A 19,943-nucleotide genomic window follows, 5' to 3' on the forward strand; every position below is an offset into this window, starting at 1 on the left:
GTACTATGAACAAAGATACTCGATCACCATTAGGATCAAAACTTCCCAAAATGTTGGCTATCGGATGAAGTATTTTGTTTCTACGCTATGTGTCCTGGTGATCGCGATGATCATCTGGATGCTCTATTCCTACGAGTTCATCGCCAACATGGCCGACGAGGAAGCAACACAGCACCGAACGAACCGAGTACTGGAGGGGGTGGCCACAGCCTTTTCCACCGGAATCGTCCGGGATGCCTCCGGAAGGCCCTACCGCACCGTCACCATCGGGGAACAGACCTGGATGGCCGAGGATTTGCATTATGCTCCTGCGGAATGTGCCGACGGCCAGCCACTGGAATTTGTGGATGGCCTGGAGCGGGGACCGGGGGTGAAGTTGTACGTCACCAACCCACGATATGCTTACTACAACGGGGACTCCACCACCGGATGGGGATTGATCTACAATCACGCGGCGGTGATGCAGTGTGAGCTTTGTCCGGAGGGTTTCCGGGTTCCGAGTAAAAAGGACTGGGATGTCCTCATAGAAACCCTCGGGGGGAGCATCATTGCCGGAAAGCGGATGCTTCCCGGCGGGGATACGGGTTTTGAGGCAGTTCCGGCCGGGCGCATCGATGATTATGGATCGGTACTGGGCAATGAGTTCGTATTCTGGTGGACCAGTGATTACGCACCCACCAAGCGAGAAGTGGAAGCCTACAGCGCGGAACTAAGAATCAACGGGGAATACAAAATGAAGGGTCAGGACGCCAGAATGGGAGCCTATCTGCGGTGCGTAAAGTAATCCGAACCGGACGGAAATCACCATTCAGCACAAAAATTTACCATTCAGCACATATCCGTGCCGTTTAGAACAATTTCTGTACACCCCAACGTGACGCAGAATATATTGTAGGTGATTTCAGACTATTCTTGACGTAACGGACATGCAAACACGAAACCCAAAAGTGCTCATCGTTGAGGATGAGCTACTCATCAGTTCCCTGCTGGAGCGACAACTTGAGCACCGTGGTTACCGGGTGGTAGGGAACGCCATTTCTTACCTGCAGGCCGTGGACCTTTACCACAAATCTGCTCCGGACATCATCCTGATCGATATCCGTTTGAGTGGTGAATATACTGGCCTGGACTTCGCCCGCTACCTGCGCACGTTGCCCTCCTGTCCTCCCTTTGTGTTCCTGACCGCGCAGCTGGATCGCCGGTATCTGGAAGAAGCCAAGCAGACACTCCCCGCGGGGTATTTGAATAAGCCGATCCAGGTAAATTCCCTGATGTCCACCCTTGAAGTGGCGTTATACCGTCAACAGCAGAGCGATTCCCCGCCGGGCATGATCATTTTAAAGGATCAGGGGGTAAATCATTTTGTTCGTCCCGACGACATCCTCTACCTGCAGATTGAGCACGTGTACGTGAACACCTACCTTCGGGACGGACGTCAGTTTGTCGAGCGGAGCACCCTGACGGATTTCCTACAACAACTGGGCCGACCGGAGATTGTCCAGACCCACCGTAGTTATGCCGCCAACCTGAATCACGTGGTCAGTTTCGACGGACAGGAACTGGAGATGGGGAAGGTCCGGATTCCCGTCAGCCGGCAACGCAAACGCGAGGTCCTTCGGCGGGTGGCGGAGGTTCAGCGGAAGAAAAGCTGAGCAATGTCCGACTACTGGCCAACGGGGTGCGGGCAAATCATCTGCCGCCATGACCGTAAGAATCATCCATTGGGATCAATAAATTTTACGGGGCAACGGTCCCGAGTTCCGCGATGCTCGTCGGGATCGCTGATTTTTAAGAAAATGCAACGGCGTGCAGGTGCAAGGATCATCAGTACGGCAGGGTCATTTCCCGGGAACTCGCCTGAATCCTTGATCCTACATCCTTCAGCCTCATCATGATTTACCATTCAGAACATATTCAGGACCGTTCAGAACATTGCTGGATTTTGGCGGATGGTTTTACCTAATTTCAATTTCATTCTAAGCCCGTACGGAAATTTTACCGTCGGGGCACCGCACTGAACTCATAGTTATGCAATCACTTTACAAATTCTTATTTCCCACCTTACTGGGAATTTTCCTCACCGGCTTTTCGGCTACGCTTTCCGCGCAGACGGACCTCAATCCGGGAGACATCCTCTTCACCCTCGTCAACATGGACGGCAATAACGACGATGCCTTCGGTTTCGTCTTGCTGACCGACGTGGAAGCGGGCACGGAAGTTTTCGTCACCGATAACGAATGGGACCCCGCCAACGGTTTTACCGCGGATAGCGAGGGCACGCTGCGCATTACCTTCGTCGAGGCCTTCACCTGCGGTACCGAAGTGATCGTGACCGACCAGGATCCCGAAAACGCGGTATATACCTTCGGGACCGATACGCCCGGTATCCGGATCATTCAGGAAGAAGCGGATGAATTTCAGCTGACTTCTGCCGGTGAAACCCTCATCATGTACGACGGGGACAACATCAACCTGCCCTGCAATACCTGCTTCATCACCGCCCTGGCCAATACGGGCGTGGATTTTGGCGTAACCGCCACGGGTTCCGGTCCCTTACCTCCCGGACTGGTCGTCGGCCAATCGGCGATGGTCATGCGCACCAACGAAGGGGCTGAATTTGATAACATCAAGTACAACTGCTCCGTCACCCAGGCGGACCCGATGATCTTGAGCATGAACCTGCTCAACCCCGACAATTGGTTGGGTAGCGACGACATGCTGCAGTCGACCGATCCCTGTTCGCCAGCCTTTAGTTGCTCGGCGCCCGATCCCCTGCAGGTGACGGTGTTCGAAAATACCCCGATACTTTGCAACGGGGGGAGTGAAGGATCCCTGGTGCCCCAGATCGCCAACGGTACGGAGCCCTTCACCTACCAATGGAGTAATGGTTTTACCGAACGGGTGAACCCCGGTCTGTCGGCCGGCCCCTACTCCGTCACCGTCACTGACGCCAACGGCGCCACGGGGGAAGGGAGTTTCACCCTCACCGAACCTACCTTATTAACGGCGCTTACAGTGGTTGATTCCAACGTAACCTGTAATGGCGTCTTTGACGGAGGGGCCACCGCAGCTGGCTCGGGAGGAACGATGCCCTACAGTTATCTCTGGAATAATGGTGCCACCACGGCTGCCATTACTGGAGTTGGAGCGGGCACCTATTCGGTAACGGTAACGGACGCCAATGGCTGTGAGGCCACGTCCAGCGCTACGATCACTGAGCCGATGCTCCTGATGGCCACCACCGTGGTGGACTCCAATGTCACCTGCAACGGATTTGCTGATGGCGGGGCTTCCGCGTCCGCCGCCGGAGGAACAATCTCCTACAGCTACCGCTGGAGTAATGGCGCCACCACTGCTGCCATTACCGGAGTAATGGCGGGCACCTATTCGGTAACGGTAACGGACGCCAATGGCTGTGAGGCCACGTCCAGCGCTACGATCACCGAGCCGGCCCCACTGACCGTATCCTTCACTACGGGTGGCTTAGAAGTTGCCGGTGACGCGGGCGCCCAAACCGGCCTCGGCGGCGGCATGCCCGTGGGCGGCACCTACTCCGGCCCCGGCGTCACGGACGACGGCAACGGCATGACCTACACCTTCGACCCCACCGGCCTGGAGCTGGGCGAAACGACGGTCACCTACACCTTCACCGACGGCAACGGCTGCGCGGGCAGCGCCACGGACGTGATTACGGTGGTGGATGGTTTGGATGGTTGTACGCTGGAGGAGACGAGGACAGGAGGTAGATTCAATATTAATGAAACTGCTGATATGGGACAGCCCTTTATTGCTTGTGATTCCGGTCGCGTCACCCAAATTACGCTTGAACTATTTGAAGGTCCCGCCAGAAATTTCCGATTGTCCTTGAAGGCAGGTGATAATACGCTGGATGCAACCTTTTCTCAAGAAGTCACCTTCCCGGGATTAGGGGTATATACCATTGAGATTACCGACCCGTTTTATGTCTTAGAAGATTCTCTGTACTCTTTCAGCCTTCGGCCGACTGATGGGGGGACCACCATTTCCCGTTTTAGAGCCACAAACACGGGGTTAAATTCAAGCCCTCTTGGCCCGAATCGTTCTTTTCTGCAAAATGGGGGCGCAGTGACTCCGCAACCTGTTTTTCTAACCACCACCATCGTCATCGAACGCCCCCCAGTAGTCGTTTCCCTCGGTGCCTTTGCGGGCGTCTGTGCGGATGCCGGGGTCCAAACCGGCCTGGGGGGCGGTATGCCTACGGGGGGGACTTACGCCGGTCCCGGCGTCACGGATGACGGTAACGGCATGACGTTCAGCTTTGATCCCGCCGCTGCGGGGGCGGGCGTGCAAACCGTTAGCTACACCGTACCGGGCATCACGGCTACGTCCACGCTGGAAGTCTTCGCGCTGCCCACGGTGACGATGAACACCGGAATGCTACAGGTGGAAGCCAACGCGGGCGCCCAAACCGGTCTTGGCGGTGGCCTGCCCTTCGGCGGCGCCTACTCCGGCCCCGGCGTCACGGACGACGGCAACGGCATGACCTACACCTTCGACCCCACCGGCCTGGAGCTGGGCGAAACGACGGTCACCTATACCTTCACCGACGTCAACGGTTGCGCGGGCAGTGCTACGGACGTGATTACGGTGACGGAAGCCTTTGATGGGTGTCGGTTGGAGCAACCGGAATACAGTGACGACTTTGTAATTACATTGACTGATGCTGGTGGACAACGATTTATTGCTTGTACGACTGGTCGAGTAACTGAGATTTCGCTGAATCTGGTTGCTGGAGCTGGTCAGGACTTTGTGCTTGCCGTTGATAAAGGGGCGGGGACCGGGCCAGATGGATACGACCAGACCGTAACTTTAACGGAAACCGGTCCCTTTACGGTAGTGTTGGACACGGCATTCGCCGTGCTGGAAGATTCCTTGTATTCCTTCACCCTTATACCTTTGAGCCAGGTTGCTTCGATCCAAGGGGCAATTACCGATGATCCTTCCCCCTTCGGGGAGTTTGCTTTCTTGCAATTTGACGATGGCTCTATTAACTCACAACCAGGAGTATTGACCGCTGAGGTGACCATTGTAACCGACTCCACCGTTGTCTCCACCCGCACGCCCCGGGCGGCGGTGGCAGAGATGATCGCCTACCCGAACCCCGCCCGCGGGAGCTTCACGGTAGCTTACACCCTGGCCGAAGCTACGGAGCTGGAACTCATCCTCTTTGACGCCCAGGGGCGCCTGCTGCGGCAGCAGCGGTTGGGCCGCCAGCTGGCCGGAGAGAACACCCTCCGGGTCGACGCGGCGAACCTGCCGGCTGGCATTATTGCCTACGGACTGCGGGGCAGCAACGGCCGCATGCTCGTCAAGCGGATGGTGCTGATGGAATAGCGAATTAAGGAATGACTGATGGAAGGAATGGGGGATTGAATGGAGACGTTCAATCCCTCATTTTTTGGCGTAATTTACCCCCATGCGACCACCTACCCAGTTACTTCCCCACGGCCTGCTGGGCCTGGCCTGTTTTTTTACTTTGCAAACAATTTCCGCAACCACTGAGCCAGGTGTCGGAGAAAATCAATTACCCTTCAGCCAAAGGGACACTAAGGTGGAGGCCTCCATGCTTCGCTTCCCGCGGTTAATGCCCGGTAGTCGACTGGCGGAGTGCGACAATCCCAGGGCTCTCCTTCCCCGCACACCGGTCATCCCCTGGTCGGATTCTTTGCAAGTTACCATTAGCGAAACACAGTCGATTCTCTGCGCGGGGGATAGTACGGGAACCCTCATCGCCGATGTCCTGCACGGACGGGGCCCCTACACTTTTCTCTGGAGCGATGGGGTTGATCAGCCGACGAACACCGGATTAACGGCCGGGACCTACTCCGTCACCGTCACCGACGCTGACGGAGTCCAGGCGGAAAGCAGTTTTACCCTCACCGAGCCTGCGGCCCTGGCGGTCACGACCATCGCGGATGCTACCTGTCGGGGGACGGCAAACAGCACGGTAATCGTGAGGAGTGCCGGCGGGACGCCACCCTACAGTTACCAATGGAGTACCGGAGCCACCGCCGACACCCTCTTTATGCTTCCCGTCGGAACCTACTTCGTCACGACCACGGACGCCAACGGATGTATGGACACGAGCGCCGCGAGGGTTTTTGAAATCCCCCTACCCGAAGTCACTTTTGAAGCGGGTGAAGTGGAAGTTCCGGTGGACCTAGGTCCCCGGACGGGGCTTGGCGGGGGCTTGCCCGTCGGCGGAATCTACTCCGGCCCCGGGATAACGGACGACGGTAATGGCGAGACCTACACCTTCGATCCTACCGGTCTGGAGCTGGGTGAAACCACCGTGACCTATACCTTTAAAGATCCCGTCTCTGGGTGTTTTGCCAGCGCCGAGGACGTGATTACGGTGCTGCCAGGCCTGGACGGCTGTCGGCTAGAGCAAAAAAACCGTGAGATCGGGCTGCTGATCAACGACCGAAGCGAAACCGGCCAGCAGTTCGTGGCGTGCACCACGGGACGATTAACGGAAATTCTCTTGTTTAGCCGGGACGACCTGCCCTTTTCCGCCACGCTTAAGCTTCAGCGGGGCCCCTTTCCCACGGCACCCGCTTATACGCAGGAGATTGATGTTCCTGCGGGAGACAGTATCATTATCCAGCTGGATACGGGCTTCAACGTTTTGCAGGATACGCTGTATTCCTTTGCCCTGCTCTCCCGTAATCGGCTGTTTGGGATCAGGGGCACGATGACGGACGTTGACCGCGTTTTCGGCGGTCGGGCCATTCAGAACAACGCCAAGGGAGAATACCTGGCACTAGATCAGTTCGCGGTGGCGGGTCGACTTACCATTGAGGCCGACTCCACCGTCGTCTCCACCCGCACGCCCCGGGCGGCGGTGGCCGAGATGATCGCCTACCCGAACCCCGCCCGGGGGAGCTTCACGGTGGCCTATACCCTGGTTGAAGCGACGGAGCTGGAACTTGTCCTTTTTGGTGCTAGGGGCCAACTGCTGCGGCAGCAGCGACTGGGCCGTCAGCTGGCCGGAGAGAATACCCTCCGGGTCGATGCGGCGAACCTCCCGGCCGGCATCATCGCCTACGGACTGCGGAGCAGCAACGGCCGTATGCTCGTCAAGCGGATGGTGCTGATGGAATAGTCGAAGGACAGGATGAGGGATTGAATGGAGACGGTCCATCCCTCATTATTTTTGGTATTCTCCTTTATTGTCCGTCTTCGGGCATTCGTCAGGAGTAAAGCTGCAGTTTGCGGAGAATGTCTGCCTTTAACTGCCGACTGATCGGCACTTCGGTATCGTGTACCAGCAGATAATTGCCTCCGATTTCTTTGATGGCCCTGGCGTTGACAATGTAGGAGCGATGCGTTTGCAGAAATTCCGTTTCCGGAAGGGTCGCCAAAAAGTCCTTTAGGGTAGACCGCACCACGAAACGTCCGGCGTCCGTAACCAGTTCCAGGTAATTTTTGAAGGCCTCTACGAACAGGATGTCTTTAAGGGGAATTTTTTTGTAGCTGAGTCCGTCCTTGACGAAGATGCTGTCGTTGATCAGGAGTTGATTACCCGAAGAATCTCCGTTCTCCTGCCGGTTACTGTTGCGGTCGGCGAAGGTGACCAGGGCCAATTCGATGGCGGCGTAAAGATCCTGCTGATTAAAGGGTTTGACCAGGTAGGCGGCCGGGCTGGTCGCCCCGGCTTCGGCGATGGTCTTCTTGTCCGTAAAGGCGGTCAGGAAAATGAAGGGGATGCCGAATCGCTCGTTTATTTGCTCGGCCAGCCAAATGCCGGATTCACTGTGTCGGAGGTGAATGTCCAGAATGGCAATGTCGGTGTCTCCCCGTTCCAGTACCAACAGGGCGTCTTTCGCCCGCATGGCATCTCCCGAGATCCCGTACCCCATATCTTCCAGGGCATCACGCAGCGCGTCTAGCGTGATGAATTCATCCTCGACGACCAATACACGAACTTGTTCTTTCATAAAACTTCAGGTCCCAGCACCAGCTCGGAGGATATACCCACGGCTGGCAACGATAGCTTAAAGACTGGGAAGATAACCGCTTGAGAACACTTATCCGGTAAAAAATCCCCCCTTTACCTGACGTTCAGAACATTTTGCGGTAGCGAAGGGACCATTCTTTACCCGCTTTTTAAGTCAACTGGTCCCCCCGTGACCGGATATTCTCCCCCCAAATCATCGGATTTACCACTCATCCCAGGATTATTACCATTCGTCCCTCCATCCGGCCATCGCCGGGGGTGTTCCCATAGGTTTGTTCTGAATCGCTGGTGGACTTCCACCAAACATCCCTATTAAATCCTACAACATGACACCTTCATTTGGATTCAAGCTCAGTCAAAAACCCTCAACCTCTTCACTCATGGCAACTGCTCTCCCCCAAACACCTGGCTACATCAACTTTACTCCTCACGGAGAAAAACACCAATCCTCAACACTAAATGCCCCTTTCATTGTGGTCAACAAAGGCAACCTACGCGTAAAAATCCTTGTGCGGAACATTCTCTTCATCCAGGCCGAGCATATCTACGTCAGGATTTACTGCGGAAACAATCAGAACGTGCTGCAGCGCATCTCCCTGACCTCTTTGCTTCAGGAGCTGCCGCGGGATTCTTTTCTGCGGGTACACCGTAGCTTCGTCGTTAACCTGGCCTACGTCGACCAGTGGTCTAAATCGGCCATCTACCTTAAGGACCACGAAATCCCCATCGGTCGTGGTCGCCGGGAAGCGGTACTCGAGAAACTGGGGGCACTGTCCAACGGCTAAAAAAACCGCCGTTTCCAAAACCAATGGGGTGTCGTTTGTTTACTCAAAAAACGACACCCCGATGGAACAATCCCTGGTCGACAATTTCTTTCAGGCTATCCGGTCCCGCCAGTACACCCAGCTCCAGCAGATGCTTAAAGAGCACCCTGAATTAGTGAGCGCACGGGATCCGCGCGGGTCCACGCCGCTGATCCTTACCACCTACCTGGGGGACCTGCCCGCCACGAAAATGTTGGTCAGGGCCGGCGCCCCCCTGGATGAACGGGACAGCATGGGCAATACGGCGCTGATGGGGGTGAGTTTTAAGGGGTTCCGGAACCTTGCGGCCTTCCTCCTTGAGGCCGGCGCCGACCCCAACGTACGGAGTGGAAACGGAGGCACCGCCCTGCACTTTGCCGCCATGTTCAATAAGGCAGAGATCGCCGAGGTCTTGTTGAAGCAGGGCGCGGACGCAGGTGCCAAAGACGACCAGGGCCTGACGGCCGCTGAGCAAGCCAAAAATCAGGGGTTTGCCGAGTTAGCGGAACGGCTGAGATGATCTTCCCCTAGGTCTTAACACCTTATTTTTCCTCCCGCAGCGAATATTGGTTTGGTCCGTCCATTCCCCGCTCCCGGTATACTTTCTCGTTCATCCTGAAGTGGAGTTCCATCATGGAATTCAGGTACGCCTCAATGGGGTCCAGGCCCACGGCGGCTCTGCGCTCGTTAACGTGGAGGCTGTCCTCCAGCGGCAGGGGGATCACCCAAAAATCGTCCGTATAACTGACCTGGGTGCCATAAAGAATTTTCTCTCCGGCGTTTTTGCGCACGCGATCCGTCAGGTAGGCGTAGTTGCTGGCGTCCGCTAGCCCCTCCTTTACCAGGGGAGCCATGGCCTCCAGAACCCTCCGCTGAAAATCAGGGTCATGGTCGGCGTGCTGCACCAGTAACCAGAAATTGTAGCTACCCTTGCTGCCCACCATGGTGGTGTCGAGGAATCCGTGACGATCGAACATCTCCTTCACGATATCAGACTGCACCCGAAAAATGCTGTCTTTGGCCCGATAGAGGCTATCCCGTACCCTTGCCGACTGGCCCTCCGTATGGGCAAACTGAACCGCCTGGTCCCGCGCCACCATACTGGCGAGGCTGTCCTGGAACAGGGTGAAATCCGGATTATGGTCCAAAGCATTTTTCGAGATGGCGGAATAATTTTCGCAGGACATGAAAATTATCAGTACGGCAAAGAAAACTGCCGCGTGAACGCCCCAGTACTTCGGTAAATTCATTGAGGAATGGGTAAATGAAAGCTTAGGTCAGCAAAATAGGATGTGAAGTTTACGATAAACCGCTTCTCCGTTGAATAAAAAGGCAATCGCCGGGGACGTATTGTAGGGTCCCACGGCGATTAACTTTTGTCACATCCACTTTAGAATTTAATCCTCGGGCAGAATCTCCTGCGGAATGAAGAGGTAAATAACGGCGTTGCGATCCGCCTTGTCCACCTTCTCCTTCACCGAGCCTTCCAGCACGATGGGGTCCAGCTTCTTGGCGTAGATTTTGATCATTTCCCGCAGGTATTGCCCCCGAAGGTTGGGCAGGTCTTCGTTGCGGAAACCACGCTCCGGGATGGTTTTACTCGTGGGAGTCTGGCCAAAATTCTCGTCGCTTCCCTTCATCGGGAGCATCTCAATTTCGTCGAAGTAGTAACTCTCGTCGAGGTTCCCCCGGAAGGAATTCTGTCCGGTAATGTCCGCACTGCCCTGAATGAAGAGCTTCACTTTACGCTGGTCCGATTTCCGGATGGCACTGAGCGTTTCGGCCACGAAGGCTCCGATCACCGAACCGTAATTGTCGCGGAAATCGCGCTTCTTCATGAAGTATTCTCCGGGGCCGAAGAGCAGCTTGACCACCTTCTCGGCGTTTTTCAGCTCCACCTGGAAGTAACGACCCACGTAGCCTTCCACCACTTCGTCGTCGGGGTGGAAGGTGGCCTCCCAGTACGGGCGCTCAATTTCAAAGGATTCGGAAAATTCTTCGACCGTCACGGGGTCGAGGTCGACATCCTGGCCAAATTCTTCCTTGATGGCTTCCTGCTGCTCCTTCAACTCATCCTGTCGTTCAATGATCTCATTGGCCTCTTCCTCAACGGCTTGCGTTTCTTCAGCAAGCTCGGCTTCCTGCTCCTCTACGTCTTTCCAGTCCTCTTCGAGTTCTTCGATTTGGGGTTCTACCTCATCGAGTTCCTGGTTGGCTTCCTCAACTTCATCCTTCAGGTCACCGAGGTCCGTACATTTAGACTCTTCTCCGAGTAGCTTGTGCTTCTTCACGAAGTCAATCACCTGCTGTTCTACGGGGCCGAGGTCCGACAGGGGTTTATTCAGTAGCTCCAGAATACCCGTTTTTTCGTCGCCGAGACGGACGAGTTTTTTCTGCAGGGTTTCCAGCGCCTTCTTCTTCCCTTCGTAGGTGTTTCTCACTTTTTCAAGCTTCGAGCCAATCCCCTCCAGGGTACTCAGGAGTTTATTCTGCTTACCGGTCAGGTTCTCGATGAGCCCGGCCAGGGCCGTGCCTTTGCCGATTAATCCGTCGACGGTATTGAGGATGTTTCCGACCCCCGGTATCGCACTCAGTAAACCCTTGACGAGCTTGTTTTTAGACACCCAGTCGGTCACCTTGCCCAGCATCCGGCCGGGGAAGGAGAGGATGCGGCCCAGCCGCAATCCGCCCCGTTTTTTCTTCTCCTCGGCTTTTTCCAGGCCGGGCAGGAGGTCGGCCAGCTCCGCCTTACAGTCAGCCACCCGTTGCTCGTATTCGGAGACCGGCTCTAGATCTTCCACTTGTTGTTTGAGTCCTTCGCGTTCTTGGGCGTCCTTGACGTCATCTTCCAGGGTTTTTCCCTGCTGGTCCAGCTGGTCTCCTCTATTCTGGGCTTCCTGCAGGGCGTCTTTGAGCTCATTCAACTGGTCTTCCAGGGCCTTCTTTTTGGCCTCCGCCTCGGCCAACTTATCCTTCAGGCCGGCCTGATCGGCCGCACCGGACTTGATCTTGTCCAGCAGCTCTTCTCCTTCTTGCTGGGCCTGGGCCACCCGGTCGGTCAGCTCATCGAGGATTCTCCGGGGCTTGTCTTCTAACAGGTCTCTGAGTTCGTCCCGTTTTTTGGTGAGGTCCGCCAGTTTGTCCTGAAGGTCCGCAAGATCTTTGCCCTTCTCGGTGAGGCCGGCACCTGCGTCTTGCGCCTGCTGCTTCAGTTCATCAATGGTATCCTGGATGTCCTTCGCCTTTTGGCCGAGGTCACCAAGCTTGTCCTTCAGCTGGTTGCCCTTACCCATGAAGTCCTGGATTTTATCCATCAGCCCGCCGCCGGAAGATTTGGGCAGGAGGTCCGCAAGTTGCGACCCCTTGTTGAGCAGATCGCCTACCTTGGACAGCAAGCCCCGCTGCTTGGGCTGGGCGTCTTTGACCTGGTCGAGCAGCTGATCGGCCGCCCGCTGCAGCTTATCCGCCTGGGGACTGAGCTTATCGAGTTGGTCCTGTAGGTCGGCAATTTTCTGCTGGGTTTCCGGGGCCACGGGAAGCTTACTGACGTCGTCGCGCAGCTTCTCGATCCGCTCCTTTTTGCTCATGCGGCCGGGATCGGGGGTGGGGTCGGGCGTGGCCGTCGGTACGGCTTCGAGGGGTTTGAGCACGTTACCGTCCTCGTCAAAATACCCCAACACCTGACCCAGTTTGGTGTACACGGGCTTTTCCTGCTCGGACTTGGGCCCGTCCTCCTTGTCCGCCTTCCGGATTTCACCGGGGCAGTTGCGGTCCATGCGCGTCAGCAGGTTCATTGCCCGACGGCTGCTTTCGAAACCGGCCCGCTGGAAGGCTTCCCGGTCGGGTTCGCGCTGATCGATGAAGGTTTTGAAGGCGGGGTTGAACTCATACTCGTAGGCGAAGCGACTTTCCAACTGGTAGTAACGCTGGCAATTGCTCCCGCCCAGTTCAAATGTCCGGTATTTTTCCCGCCAGCCGGCGTCAGCGGATTGCTGGTTCTTCAGTTGCTTGAAGGCCAGGTAGGCCGCAATGAATTCATCGGTGCGGGCCTGGCTGGCCGTTCCGCCGGGTGCCTGCAGCGGAGCCGTGAGTTTGATGTCGAAAACCGACTCGTCACAGTCGTCGTTGTCACAGATGTTGTTGGGGGCATTCTGCCCCGGCAAGCTACCCGCAATCAGCAGGGCGAGGAGTATGAGGGAATACTTCATTTACTCGGAAATTTGATTGAATCCATAGCAAGGTACTTCTTCGGGAGGGAGCGAAGTACAAAATGTTCTGAATGGTAGCAATAGTGTTCTGAATGGAATACAACGGGACGATTTACCCGCATTTATTCCATTCCCTTACCGGTGGCGGCCCAGTAAATCCCCCCGTACAGATGTTGCAGGAAGGCCGGGTCCTCGAAGACGGCCGGAACGTGCCCCAGGTTGGTGTAGAAGGCCCGACCACCGTCATAATTGTGGTACCAGCTGATGGGGTGGAAATCACCGTGGCCCTTAGACTGCCGTCCCGGACCCCAGTTTGCCTGGGTGTCGTAGGAGGATTCATCGACCGTGATCAGGTAGTTAAATCCCGGTTTTTTGGTGCCGTCTTTGTACTCGTAGTATTCGTCCGTCCACATCATCCGCTTGGGCCAGGTGGTCAGGCCCGGAAAGCTGTTGTCGTGCACGTCCAGCATGGCCGTTTGCACGTGTGGGTGGATGAAAAACATGTGTCCGACCATGTCCGTGTACCACTTCCAGTCGTATTCCGTATCCGAGGCGGCGTGGACGCCCACCCAACCCTTACCGGCCTGTACGAAGGCTTCGAGGGCTTCCTGCTCGGCTTCACTGAAGATGTCGCCCGTGGTATTGATCATGATGACCACGTCATAGTTTTCCAACTGGCCGGCCGTGAGGGGCATGGCGCGCTGCTTGTGGTCCAGCCGAAAATCGTGGCGGGCGGCCAGTTTGTGCATGGCGGGAATGGCGTCGAAGGTACTTTCGTGCTGCCACCCGGCCGTCTGGGTAATAAGGAGGGCCCGGTACTGTTGCCCGAAGAGAGAGCAGGAGAACAATAGGGCGAGGGCGCAGGTGCCAAGCAAGTAGGAAAGGCGCATAGTTCGTAGCATAGTAGAGTGCATGATGGGACTGTTGCACCAATGTACGGCAAATGAAGGTTTTGTCGCACTGGTTGCGGGTTCCTGCCAGATACCGGGGAAAAATTTCCCCCACGCACAATACCTTGTTGGGGTACTATGCGGCAGTTAAGTTCCCTTCTTCTCGTTTTCGGTTGCCTGATATCCGCGGTGCCGGGACACGCCCAGGAGTACCCCACGGATACTACCCACTTCCGACACGGTTGTTTGTCCATGCTCCTCGGCCCGAACGGTAATTTGTTGTCGGACCATCACTACCCAGAAGTGCCGGCACTGTCCGTTGATCACGATCAAAATCCGGCGACCAACCCTTCCCTGGCCTTCTCCGCATCGATCTGGATGGGCGGTAGGGACGAGGCCGGAGGCGTACGCGTTGCGGGCCAGCGCTACGCCATCCAGGGGGAAACGGATTTTATGCCCGGGCCGATCCTGCCCGACGGTAGCCCACCGGATTCGGCGACGGCCGCGGCCTGGGCGCGGCAGTTTTACGTGGAGCGGAAGGCCATCGAACGGCTCCGGGAAGACTTCCTCCCCGACCGGAGACTTGACGCCACGCCCGATGCCAGCCTGCTGGGCTGGCCGGCGCGCGGGAATCCCTACTTTGAAGAAACGCAGGGATTTCCCCTACTGGATAAGGACCTGGCACCCTTCATCGACGCCGATGGAGACGGAAGCTACGATCCCTACCGTGGGGACTATCCCGCCATCAAGGGAGACCGGGCGGTGTGGTGGGTCATCAATGACCTGACCCCACATATTTTTTCCCGCTCCGAAGTCCCGCTGGGCTTTGAGTGGCGGATCATGGTATACGGGACCGACGAAGAAGCACCACTGTTGGGACAGGCGGTCTTTTTCGAGATTACCACCACCAACTACGGCGAAGCAAGCATGGAGGAGGCTTATCTCGGGTTGTGGATGGATCCCGACATCGGTTGTTTCGTTGACGACGTCATCCGTTCCCACTCGGAATACGACCTGGCCTTCGCCCACAATTTTGCTGCCCCGGACTTCCAGCGGTGCCCGGCGGAAGTGGAGTCCTTCGATACCACCACGAATGCCGCCCTGGGCGTGAAGGTCGTGGATTCACCCTCCGGCCCGGACGGTGAGCCCCTCGGGCTCGCGAAATTCATGACGGCTACCTCGGGTAACTGTGACTATATCAGTGCCCTGACGAGTCCTTCCGGCCCCGAAAATATTTATGGTCGCCTGCGGGGATACTGGTCCGACGGTTCGGCCCTCCGGTTTGGCGGAGCGGGACACTGGGACTCCACTACGGGACCACCGACGGACCACATTTTCGATCAGCGGGAAACGGAGGCACCGGAGTGGTTTTACTGGCGGCAGTGCCTGGCCGACGCCATGCTGTTATCGGTGGGGCCCCTTAAGTTTGCTCCGGGAGAATCTCACCGGGCGACTTTCGCTCTGTACGCCGTAATGGGGCTGGAATTCAGGGAGGAGAGGCCCGAGTACGACACCATTTACCGTGCTTCCGCGGTGATTCAACGGGCGCACGAGGAACTCGTGGAAACCCGGCAAGCGGAGGCAATGTCTCCCTATCCACCGCTGGATACCCTGGGGGAGGAAAGCATATTTGCGCCGGTCCCGTTACCGAATCCAACCAGTGGCCCCCTGCAAATACTGAACCCTTCCGATCAGGCCATTGTGCAGATAAGCGTGTACGATGCGGCGGGGCGGATTGTCCGGGAGGTGATCGGATCGTCGGTATTGCCTGAGCTGGACCTCACCGGACTACCGGCGGGGGTATATCTCATCATTATTGGGGCAGAAAACGGAGCAACGGTTACGAGAAGGGTGGTTAAGGCACCCGGCGGGTAGGCAAGCGGGGGCTATTCTCCGCCGCCGAGGGCTTCGTGTTGCCGGCGAAGCGCCTCGAGGGCCGCTTCCAGGGACTTGATCTGGCGGATGAACTCCGGATCATGCTGATCGTGCACCCGGGATTTCAGGGAATGGAGGAGTTCTTCAATTTCTTCTACGCGGTCAAGAATCGGGGTGTCAGATTGCATCAGGTGGGTATCCTTAAAGACTAACTTTAACTGTGGGCCTAAATATAGGGTATGGGGTCGGAGAGTATGAAATCCAGCCGAGGCGTTCCGGAACGGAATAGGATCGCTTGTCGTGTCCCTTACGGCGGTTAGTAGAAATTGTTGGATATTGTGCCAAAGGGCCAACGTTTTGTCGTGCTTACTGTTTGCTTAACCGATGACCACCCAAGACTATAAGGACATTGCCAACACCATCCCCAAACAACCGGGGGTTTACCGGTTCATTGGTCCGGATGACACCATCCTTTATGTAGGTAAGGCGAAGGTGCTGCGTAACCGAATTGCCAGCTACTTTGGTGACCGCAAGGACCGTCTCAACCGGACTCGCGTGATGGTCAAGAATGCCGCGCGGCTGGAGTTTACGATTGTCGAGACGGAGGCCGATGCCCTGCTGTTGGAAAACGCGCTGATCAAAACTCATCAGCCTCGCTACAACATCAACCTCAAGGACGACAAGAACTACAGCTACATCTGCATCCGTAACGAGCGTTTTCCCCGGGTGTACATCACCCGCAAGGTGCACCGTGACGGGTCCTACTACTTCGGTCCCTACACCAGCAAGGGCCGGCTCAAGGTGATTCTGGACCTGGTGAAGCAGCTGTTCCCCCTGCGGACCTGCACCCTCAACCTCACCGAGGACAACATCGCGGCGGGTAAGTTCAAGGTGTGCCTGGAGTACCACATCAAAAACTGCGAGGGACCCTGCGTGGGGGAGGAAAGCGAGGAGAGCTACAACGAGAAAATTGCCCAGGTGAAGAACATCCTGAAGGGCAACTTTGCGGAAGTGAGGCGGCACTTCAAGGCCGAGATGGAGCGTCTGGCCGAGGCTATGGAGTTCGAGCGTGCCCAGCAGATCAAGGAAAAGCTCACTGCCTTTGAGGATTACCAGAGTAAGTCGACCATCGTATCGACGAGCATCCATGACGTGGACGTTTTCGGCCTGGCCGTGGACGACAAGGAGGCCTACCTGAACTACATCAAGATCGTCAACGGTGCCGTCATCCATACCCACACCCAGGAGATCACCATGAACCTGGACGACGACGAAGAGAGCCTCCTCACCTATACCGTTCCGCAGCTCCGGGAGCGCTTCAACAGCATTGCGCCCGATATCATCATGGCCCACGATCTGGAGATTCCCGGCATCGAGGCCACCGTTACCGTGCCCAAGATTGGCGACAAGAAAAAGCTGCTGGACCTGAGCACCAAGAACGCGAAGTACATGCTGTTGCAGCGCAAGAAGCAGCGGATCAGTCACGCCAACAAGCAGCGCCCCGCCGAGCGCATCCTGCGAACCCTCCAGCAGGACCTACAGATGGACGAGCTGCCGATGCACATCGAGTGTTTCGATAACTCCAACATTCAGGGCACCAACCCCACCGCAAGTTGTGTGGTCTTCAAGAACGCCAAGCCCAGCAAGAAGGACTACCGCCACTTCAACATCAAAACCGTGGAGGGACCGGACGACTTCGCCAGCATGAAGGAGGTGGTTCACCGGCGTTACCGCAGGCTCCGGGACGAAAACGAGCCCCTGCCGCAACTGGTCATCATCGACGGGGGCAAGGGCCAGCTGAGTCACGCCATGGAGTCCATCAACCTGCTGGGGCTGGCCGATCGCATTACCGTGGTGGGCATCGCCAAGCGGCTGGAAGAAATCTATTTTCCCAATGATCCGGTGCCGCTGCACATCAACAAAAAGAGCGAGTCGCTGCGGTTGATCCAGCAGTGCCGCGACGAAGCCCACCGTTTTGCGTTGCGGCATCACCGCAACCGCCGCAGCAACGCCATGGTTGGTACCGAATTGCACAAAATTCCCGGGGTGGGGGACAAGACGGTTCAGAAACTGATTGGCCACTTCGGGAGCACGAAAAAGGTGCGGGAGGCCCTGGCCTCCGAAATCGCCGAGGTGACCAACCTGAGCGTGGCCCGGAAAATCGTGGAGTACTTTCAGCGGCAGGAGGTGATGAATGGCGAAACGCCGAAGAACCGGGGAGGAGAATAACCTGAAGATTGCGTCGGATACCTTACTTCCTCACTTTATCCTCGAAAGTTAAGGAGGGGCTTAGCTACATTTGCGGCCCCACAAAGATGTTTGCATGCGCCACCTGCTCCTTTTATTATTACCCCTGCTTTTGCTTTCCTGCCGCGACGATTTTACCCTCGAAGCGGATTTTGAAGACATTCCCGTTGCCTACGGCTTTTTGAACGCCGAAGACGACCGGCATTTCGTCCGGGTAGAACGGGCATTTCTGGAGGCCGGGGGCAATGCCACGGTGAACGCCGGCATCTCCGATTCCATCTACTACGGTCCCGAAGACGCCACGGTGGTGCTGGAGAATCTCCGCACTCTGGAGTCCACCGAAATGGCGCGGGTCAATGGAGAAAATTTCGGCCTTGACCGCGAAGATGGGGTCTTTGCCACCAGTCCGAACATCCTGTACAGTATTGAGGATCAGGACCTGGGGCTCCAACCCGGCGATAACGTCCGCCTCACCATCAGTCGGCCCGGAGAGGAAGACGCCGTGGCGGAAACGGTGCTGTTGCAGCCGCTGGACATCCGCTCGCCCGGCGACCAAATCCGTCCGGCCAACTACAACCGCCCGCTCATCGTAAGCTGGATTGCCGGGCCGAACGCCGTGATCTACGACGTGAAGATGATCTTCAACATCCGCGAATTCTTTCCCGCCGACCCGAGCCAGAACCGGAATGTCCAATTGGAATGGACGATCAACAACGCCTACGTCCCGAACGACCAGAGTAGTGCCGGGCAGGTCCGTTTCGAGGTCAATACCGAATCCATCTACCGCTTCATCGGGCAGGCACTCCCGGAAGACGACGCCATCGTGCGTCGCTTCGATGATTTCGACATTCAGGTAGCGGCCGGCGGGGCGGAGGTCCTGGATCGCCGCCGACTGGAAAACGCCAACGTGGGCGTTACCAGCTCCCAGAGCCTTCCCCGGTACACCAATCTTTCCGGGGGCATCGGGATGATTACCAGTCAGAGCTTCGGCTTCCGCGACGGAATTCTGTTTGACGGCGAGGGGCAGGACAGCCTCCGCAACGGTCAGTACACCCGTCGACTCAACTTTCAGTAGGGTATGCAAAAGGTCCTGCTGATCACCGGCGCCTGCGGGGTGGGGAAGACGACCCTGGCCCGGGCCTGGGCCCGGCGGCATCAGGGGGCCATCATCGAGACCGACTACCTCACCGAGTGGGTTTTTAAGGAAGATTTCCCCCAGTGGACGCCCGCCGAGGAACGCTTCACCGCCCGGGCATCCGCCCTGCTGGCGGTGGAATACCTGCGGGAGGGCATGCCGGTGGCCATCGAGAATGTGTGGTCGCCGGAGGGGATGAACCTGATCCGCGCGCATTTGCGCGCGGCCGACGAACAGATCGCCGTGCAGGCCGTCTGGCTCTTCTGTGACTTGCCCGAGAACCAGCGCCGCGACCAGGAACGCATCCCCGAGAACCAGATGCTTGCCCGCGTGGCGGTGGTGAAGCGAGAGCTGGAAGGCTATGACTGGCCAGCGGAGGTGCATCGCATGGATACGATGCGGATTTCGGTGGAGGAGACCCTAGATATTATCGAAGGGTTGAAGGCGATGGGGTAAGGCTCTATCCATAGATTCCACATCCCTGGTCGCGGGGCCCTTGCCGTTCTGCGAACGGGCTGCAGACCCTGCTTTGGGAGAAGGAACGGCCTTCCAGGCCGGGGGGGAAGGTCGTCCGCCAACTGAAGGTTTAAGTTTTTGGCGGGATAACTGATTGCCGTGAATGGACCCCGCTCGGCCGGTATACGCTGTTCTGTTTGAACTTCGCGACACCTCCTTTAAGTTTGGCTCTGTCTCCTTTTGACTCACATTCAAATTGGATAGATGCGTAAATGACGATGGCAGCCCTCATCGTCTGTGGAGCTGCCATCGTTACTTACGTATCGTTAA

The 19,943-nt window shown here is 56.9% G+C and carries 15 protein-coding genes; 10 read left to right on the top strand and 5 right to left on the bottom strand.

Annotated features, from left to right (window positions below; translation table 11 throughout):
• Positions 1-64: 64 nt before the first annotated feature.
• From E1J53_RS20245 to E1J53_RS20260, 4 genes are all read left to right on the top strand, one after another.
• The gene (locus E1J53_RS20245; RefSeq protein WP_134274295.1) at positions 65-784 is read left to right on the top strand and encodes an FISUMP domain-containing protein; all 720 of its coding nucleotides are present in this window, start codon (positions 65-67) and stop codon (positions 782-784) included.
• A gap of 142 nt (positions 785-926) precedes the next feature.
• Positions 927-1,652, top strand: a complete 726-nt coding sequence (locus E1J53_RS20250) for a LytTR family DNA-binding domain-containing protein (RefSeq protein WP_134274294.1) — start codon at positions 927-929, stop codon at positions 1,650-1,652.
• Positions 1,653-2,028: 376 nt separating this feature from the next.
• Positions 2,029-5,373, top strand: a complete 3,345-nt coding sequence (locus tag E1J53_RS20255; RefSeq protein WP_134274293.1) for a hypothetical protein — start codon at positions 2,029-2,031, stop codon at positions 5,371-5,373.
• 82 nt (positions 5,374-5,455) lie between these two features.
• The gene (locus E1J53_RS20260) at positions 5,456-7,144 is read left to right on the top strand and encodes a hypothetical protein (protein WP_134274292.1); all 1,689 of its coding nucleotides are present in this window, start codon (positions 5,456-5,458) and stop codon (positions 7,142-7,144) included.
• Positions 7,145-7,232: 88 nt separating this feature from the next.
• On the opposite strand, the gene E1J53_RS20265 is transcribed toward E1J53_RS20260, so the two are convergent.
• Positions 7,233-7,979, bottom strand: a complete 747-nt coding sequence (locus E1J53_RS20265; RefSeq protein ID WP_134274291.1) for a LytTR family DNA-binding domain-containing protein — start codon at positions 7,977-7,979, stop codon at positions 7,233-7,235.
• A 400-nt stretch (positions 7,980-8,379) separates the two neighbouring features.
• On the opposite strand from E1J53_RS20265, the gene E1J53_RS20270 reads away from it, so the two are divergent.
• Entirely contained in the window at positions 8,380-8,784 is a 405-nt protein-coding gene (locus tag E1J53_RS20270) for a LytTR family DNA-binding domain-containing protein (protein ID WP_173021576.1), read from the top strand.
• Between the two features lie 61 nt (positions 8,785-8,845).
• Positions 8,846-9,322: an ankyrin repeat domain-containing protein gene (locus E1J53_RS20275; RefSeq protein WP_134274289.1), complete on the top strand. Its 477-nt coding sequence runs from the start codon at positions 8,846-8,848 to the stop codon at positions 9,320-9,322.
• A 22-nt stretch (positions 9,323-9,344) separates the two neighbouring features.
• On the opposite strand, the gene E1J53_RS20280 is transcribed toward E1J53_RS20275, so the two are convergent.
• From E1J53_RS20280 to E1J53_RS20290, 3 genes are all read right to left on the bottom strand, one after another.
• Entirely contained in the window at positions 9,345-10,052 is a 708-nt protein-coding gene (locus E1J53_RS20280; RefSeq protein WP_134274288.1) for a DUF6624 domain-containing protein, read from the bottom strand.
• Positions 10,053-10,199: 147 nt separating this feature from the next.
• Entirely contained in the window at positions 10,200-13,010 is a 2,811-nt protein-coding gene (locus E1J53_RS20285) for a hypothetical protein (protein ID WP_134274287.1), read from the bottom strand.
• Between the two features lie 122 nt (positions 13,011-13,132).
• On the bottom strand, positions 13,133-13,900 hold the full coding sequence (locus E1J53_RS20290) for a ThuA domain-containing protein (protein ID WP_216650082.1): 768 nt from the start codon (positions 13,898-13,900) through the stop codon (positions 13,133-13,135).
• 138 nt (positions 13,901-14,038) lie between these two features.
• Here E1J53_RS20290 and E1J53_RS20295 point away from each other — a divergent pair, with 138 nt between their 5' ends.
• Positions 14,039-15,775: a T9SS type A sorting domain-containing protein gene (locus E1J53_RS20295; protein WP_134274285.1), complete on the top strand. Its 1,737-nt coding sequence runs from the start codon at positions 14,039-14,041 to the stop codon at positions 15,773-15,775.
• 11 nt (positions 15,776-15,786) lie between these two features.
• Here E1J53_RS20295 and E1J53_RS20300 read toward each other — a convergent pair whose 3' ends face one another.
• Positions 15,787-15,963, bottom strand: a complete 177-nt coding sequence (locus E1J53_RS20300; protein ID WP_154640256.1) for a hypothetical protein — start codon at positions 15,961-15,963, stop codon at positions 15,787-15,789.
• A gap of 196 nt (positions 15,964-16,159) precedes the next feature.
• Here E1J53_RS20300 and uvrC point away from each other — a divergent pair, with 196 nt between their 5' ends.
• The 3 genes from uvrC (at position 16,160) to E1J53_RS20315 (ending at position 19,613) form a co-directional block, all read left to right on the top strand.
• Positions 16,160-18,004 carry an excinuclease ABC subunit UvrC gene (gene uvrC / locus E1J53_RS20305; protein WP_134274284.1) on the top strand — a complete coding sequence of 615 codons (1,845 nt, stop codon included), beginning with the start codon at positions 16,160-16,162 and terminating at the stop codon, positions 18,002-18,004.
• 94 nt (positions 18,005-18,098) lie between these two features.
• A complete protein-coding gene (locus E1J53_RS20310) occupies positions 18,099-19,097 on the top strand; it encodes a DUF4249 family protein (RefSeq protein ID WP_134274283.1) in 999 nt (332 codons plus the stop codon).
• A 3-nt stretch (positions 19,098-19,100) separates the two neighbouring features.
• Positions 19,101-19,613 carry an AAA family ATPase gene (locus E1J53_RS20315; RefSeq protein ID WP_134274282.1) on the top strand — a complete coding sequence of 171 codons (513 nt, stop codon included), beginning with the start codon at positions 19,101-19,103 and terminating at the stop codon, positions 19,611-19,613.
• Positions 19,614-19,943 lie beyond the last annotated feature (330 nt).

Origin of the sequence: Lewinella sp. W8, assembly GCF_004375085.3 — a bacterium.
Taxonomy (GTDB): Bacteria; Bacteroidota; Bacteroidia; order Chitinophagales; family Saprospiraceae; genus Neolewinella.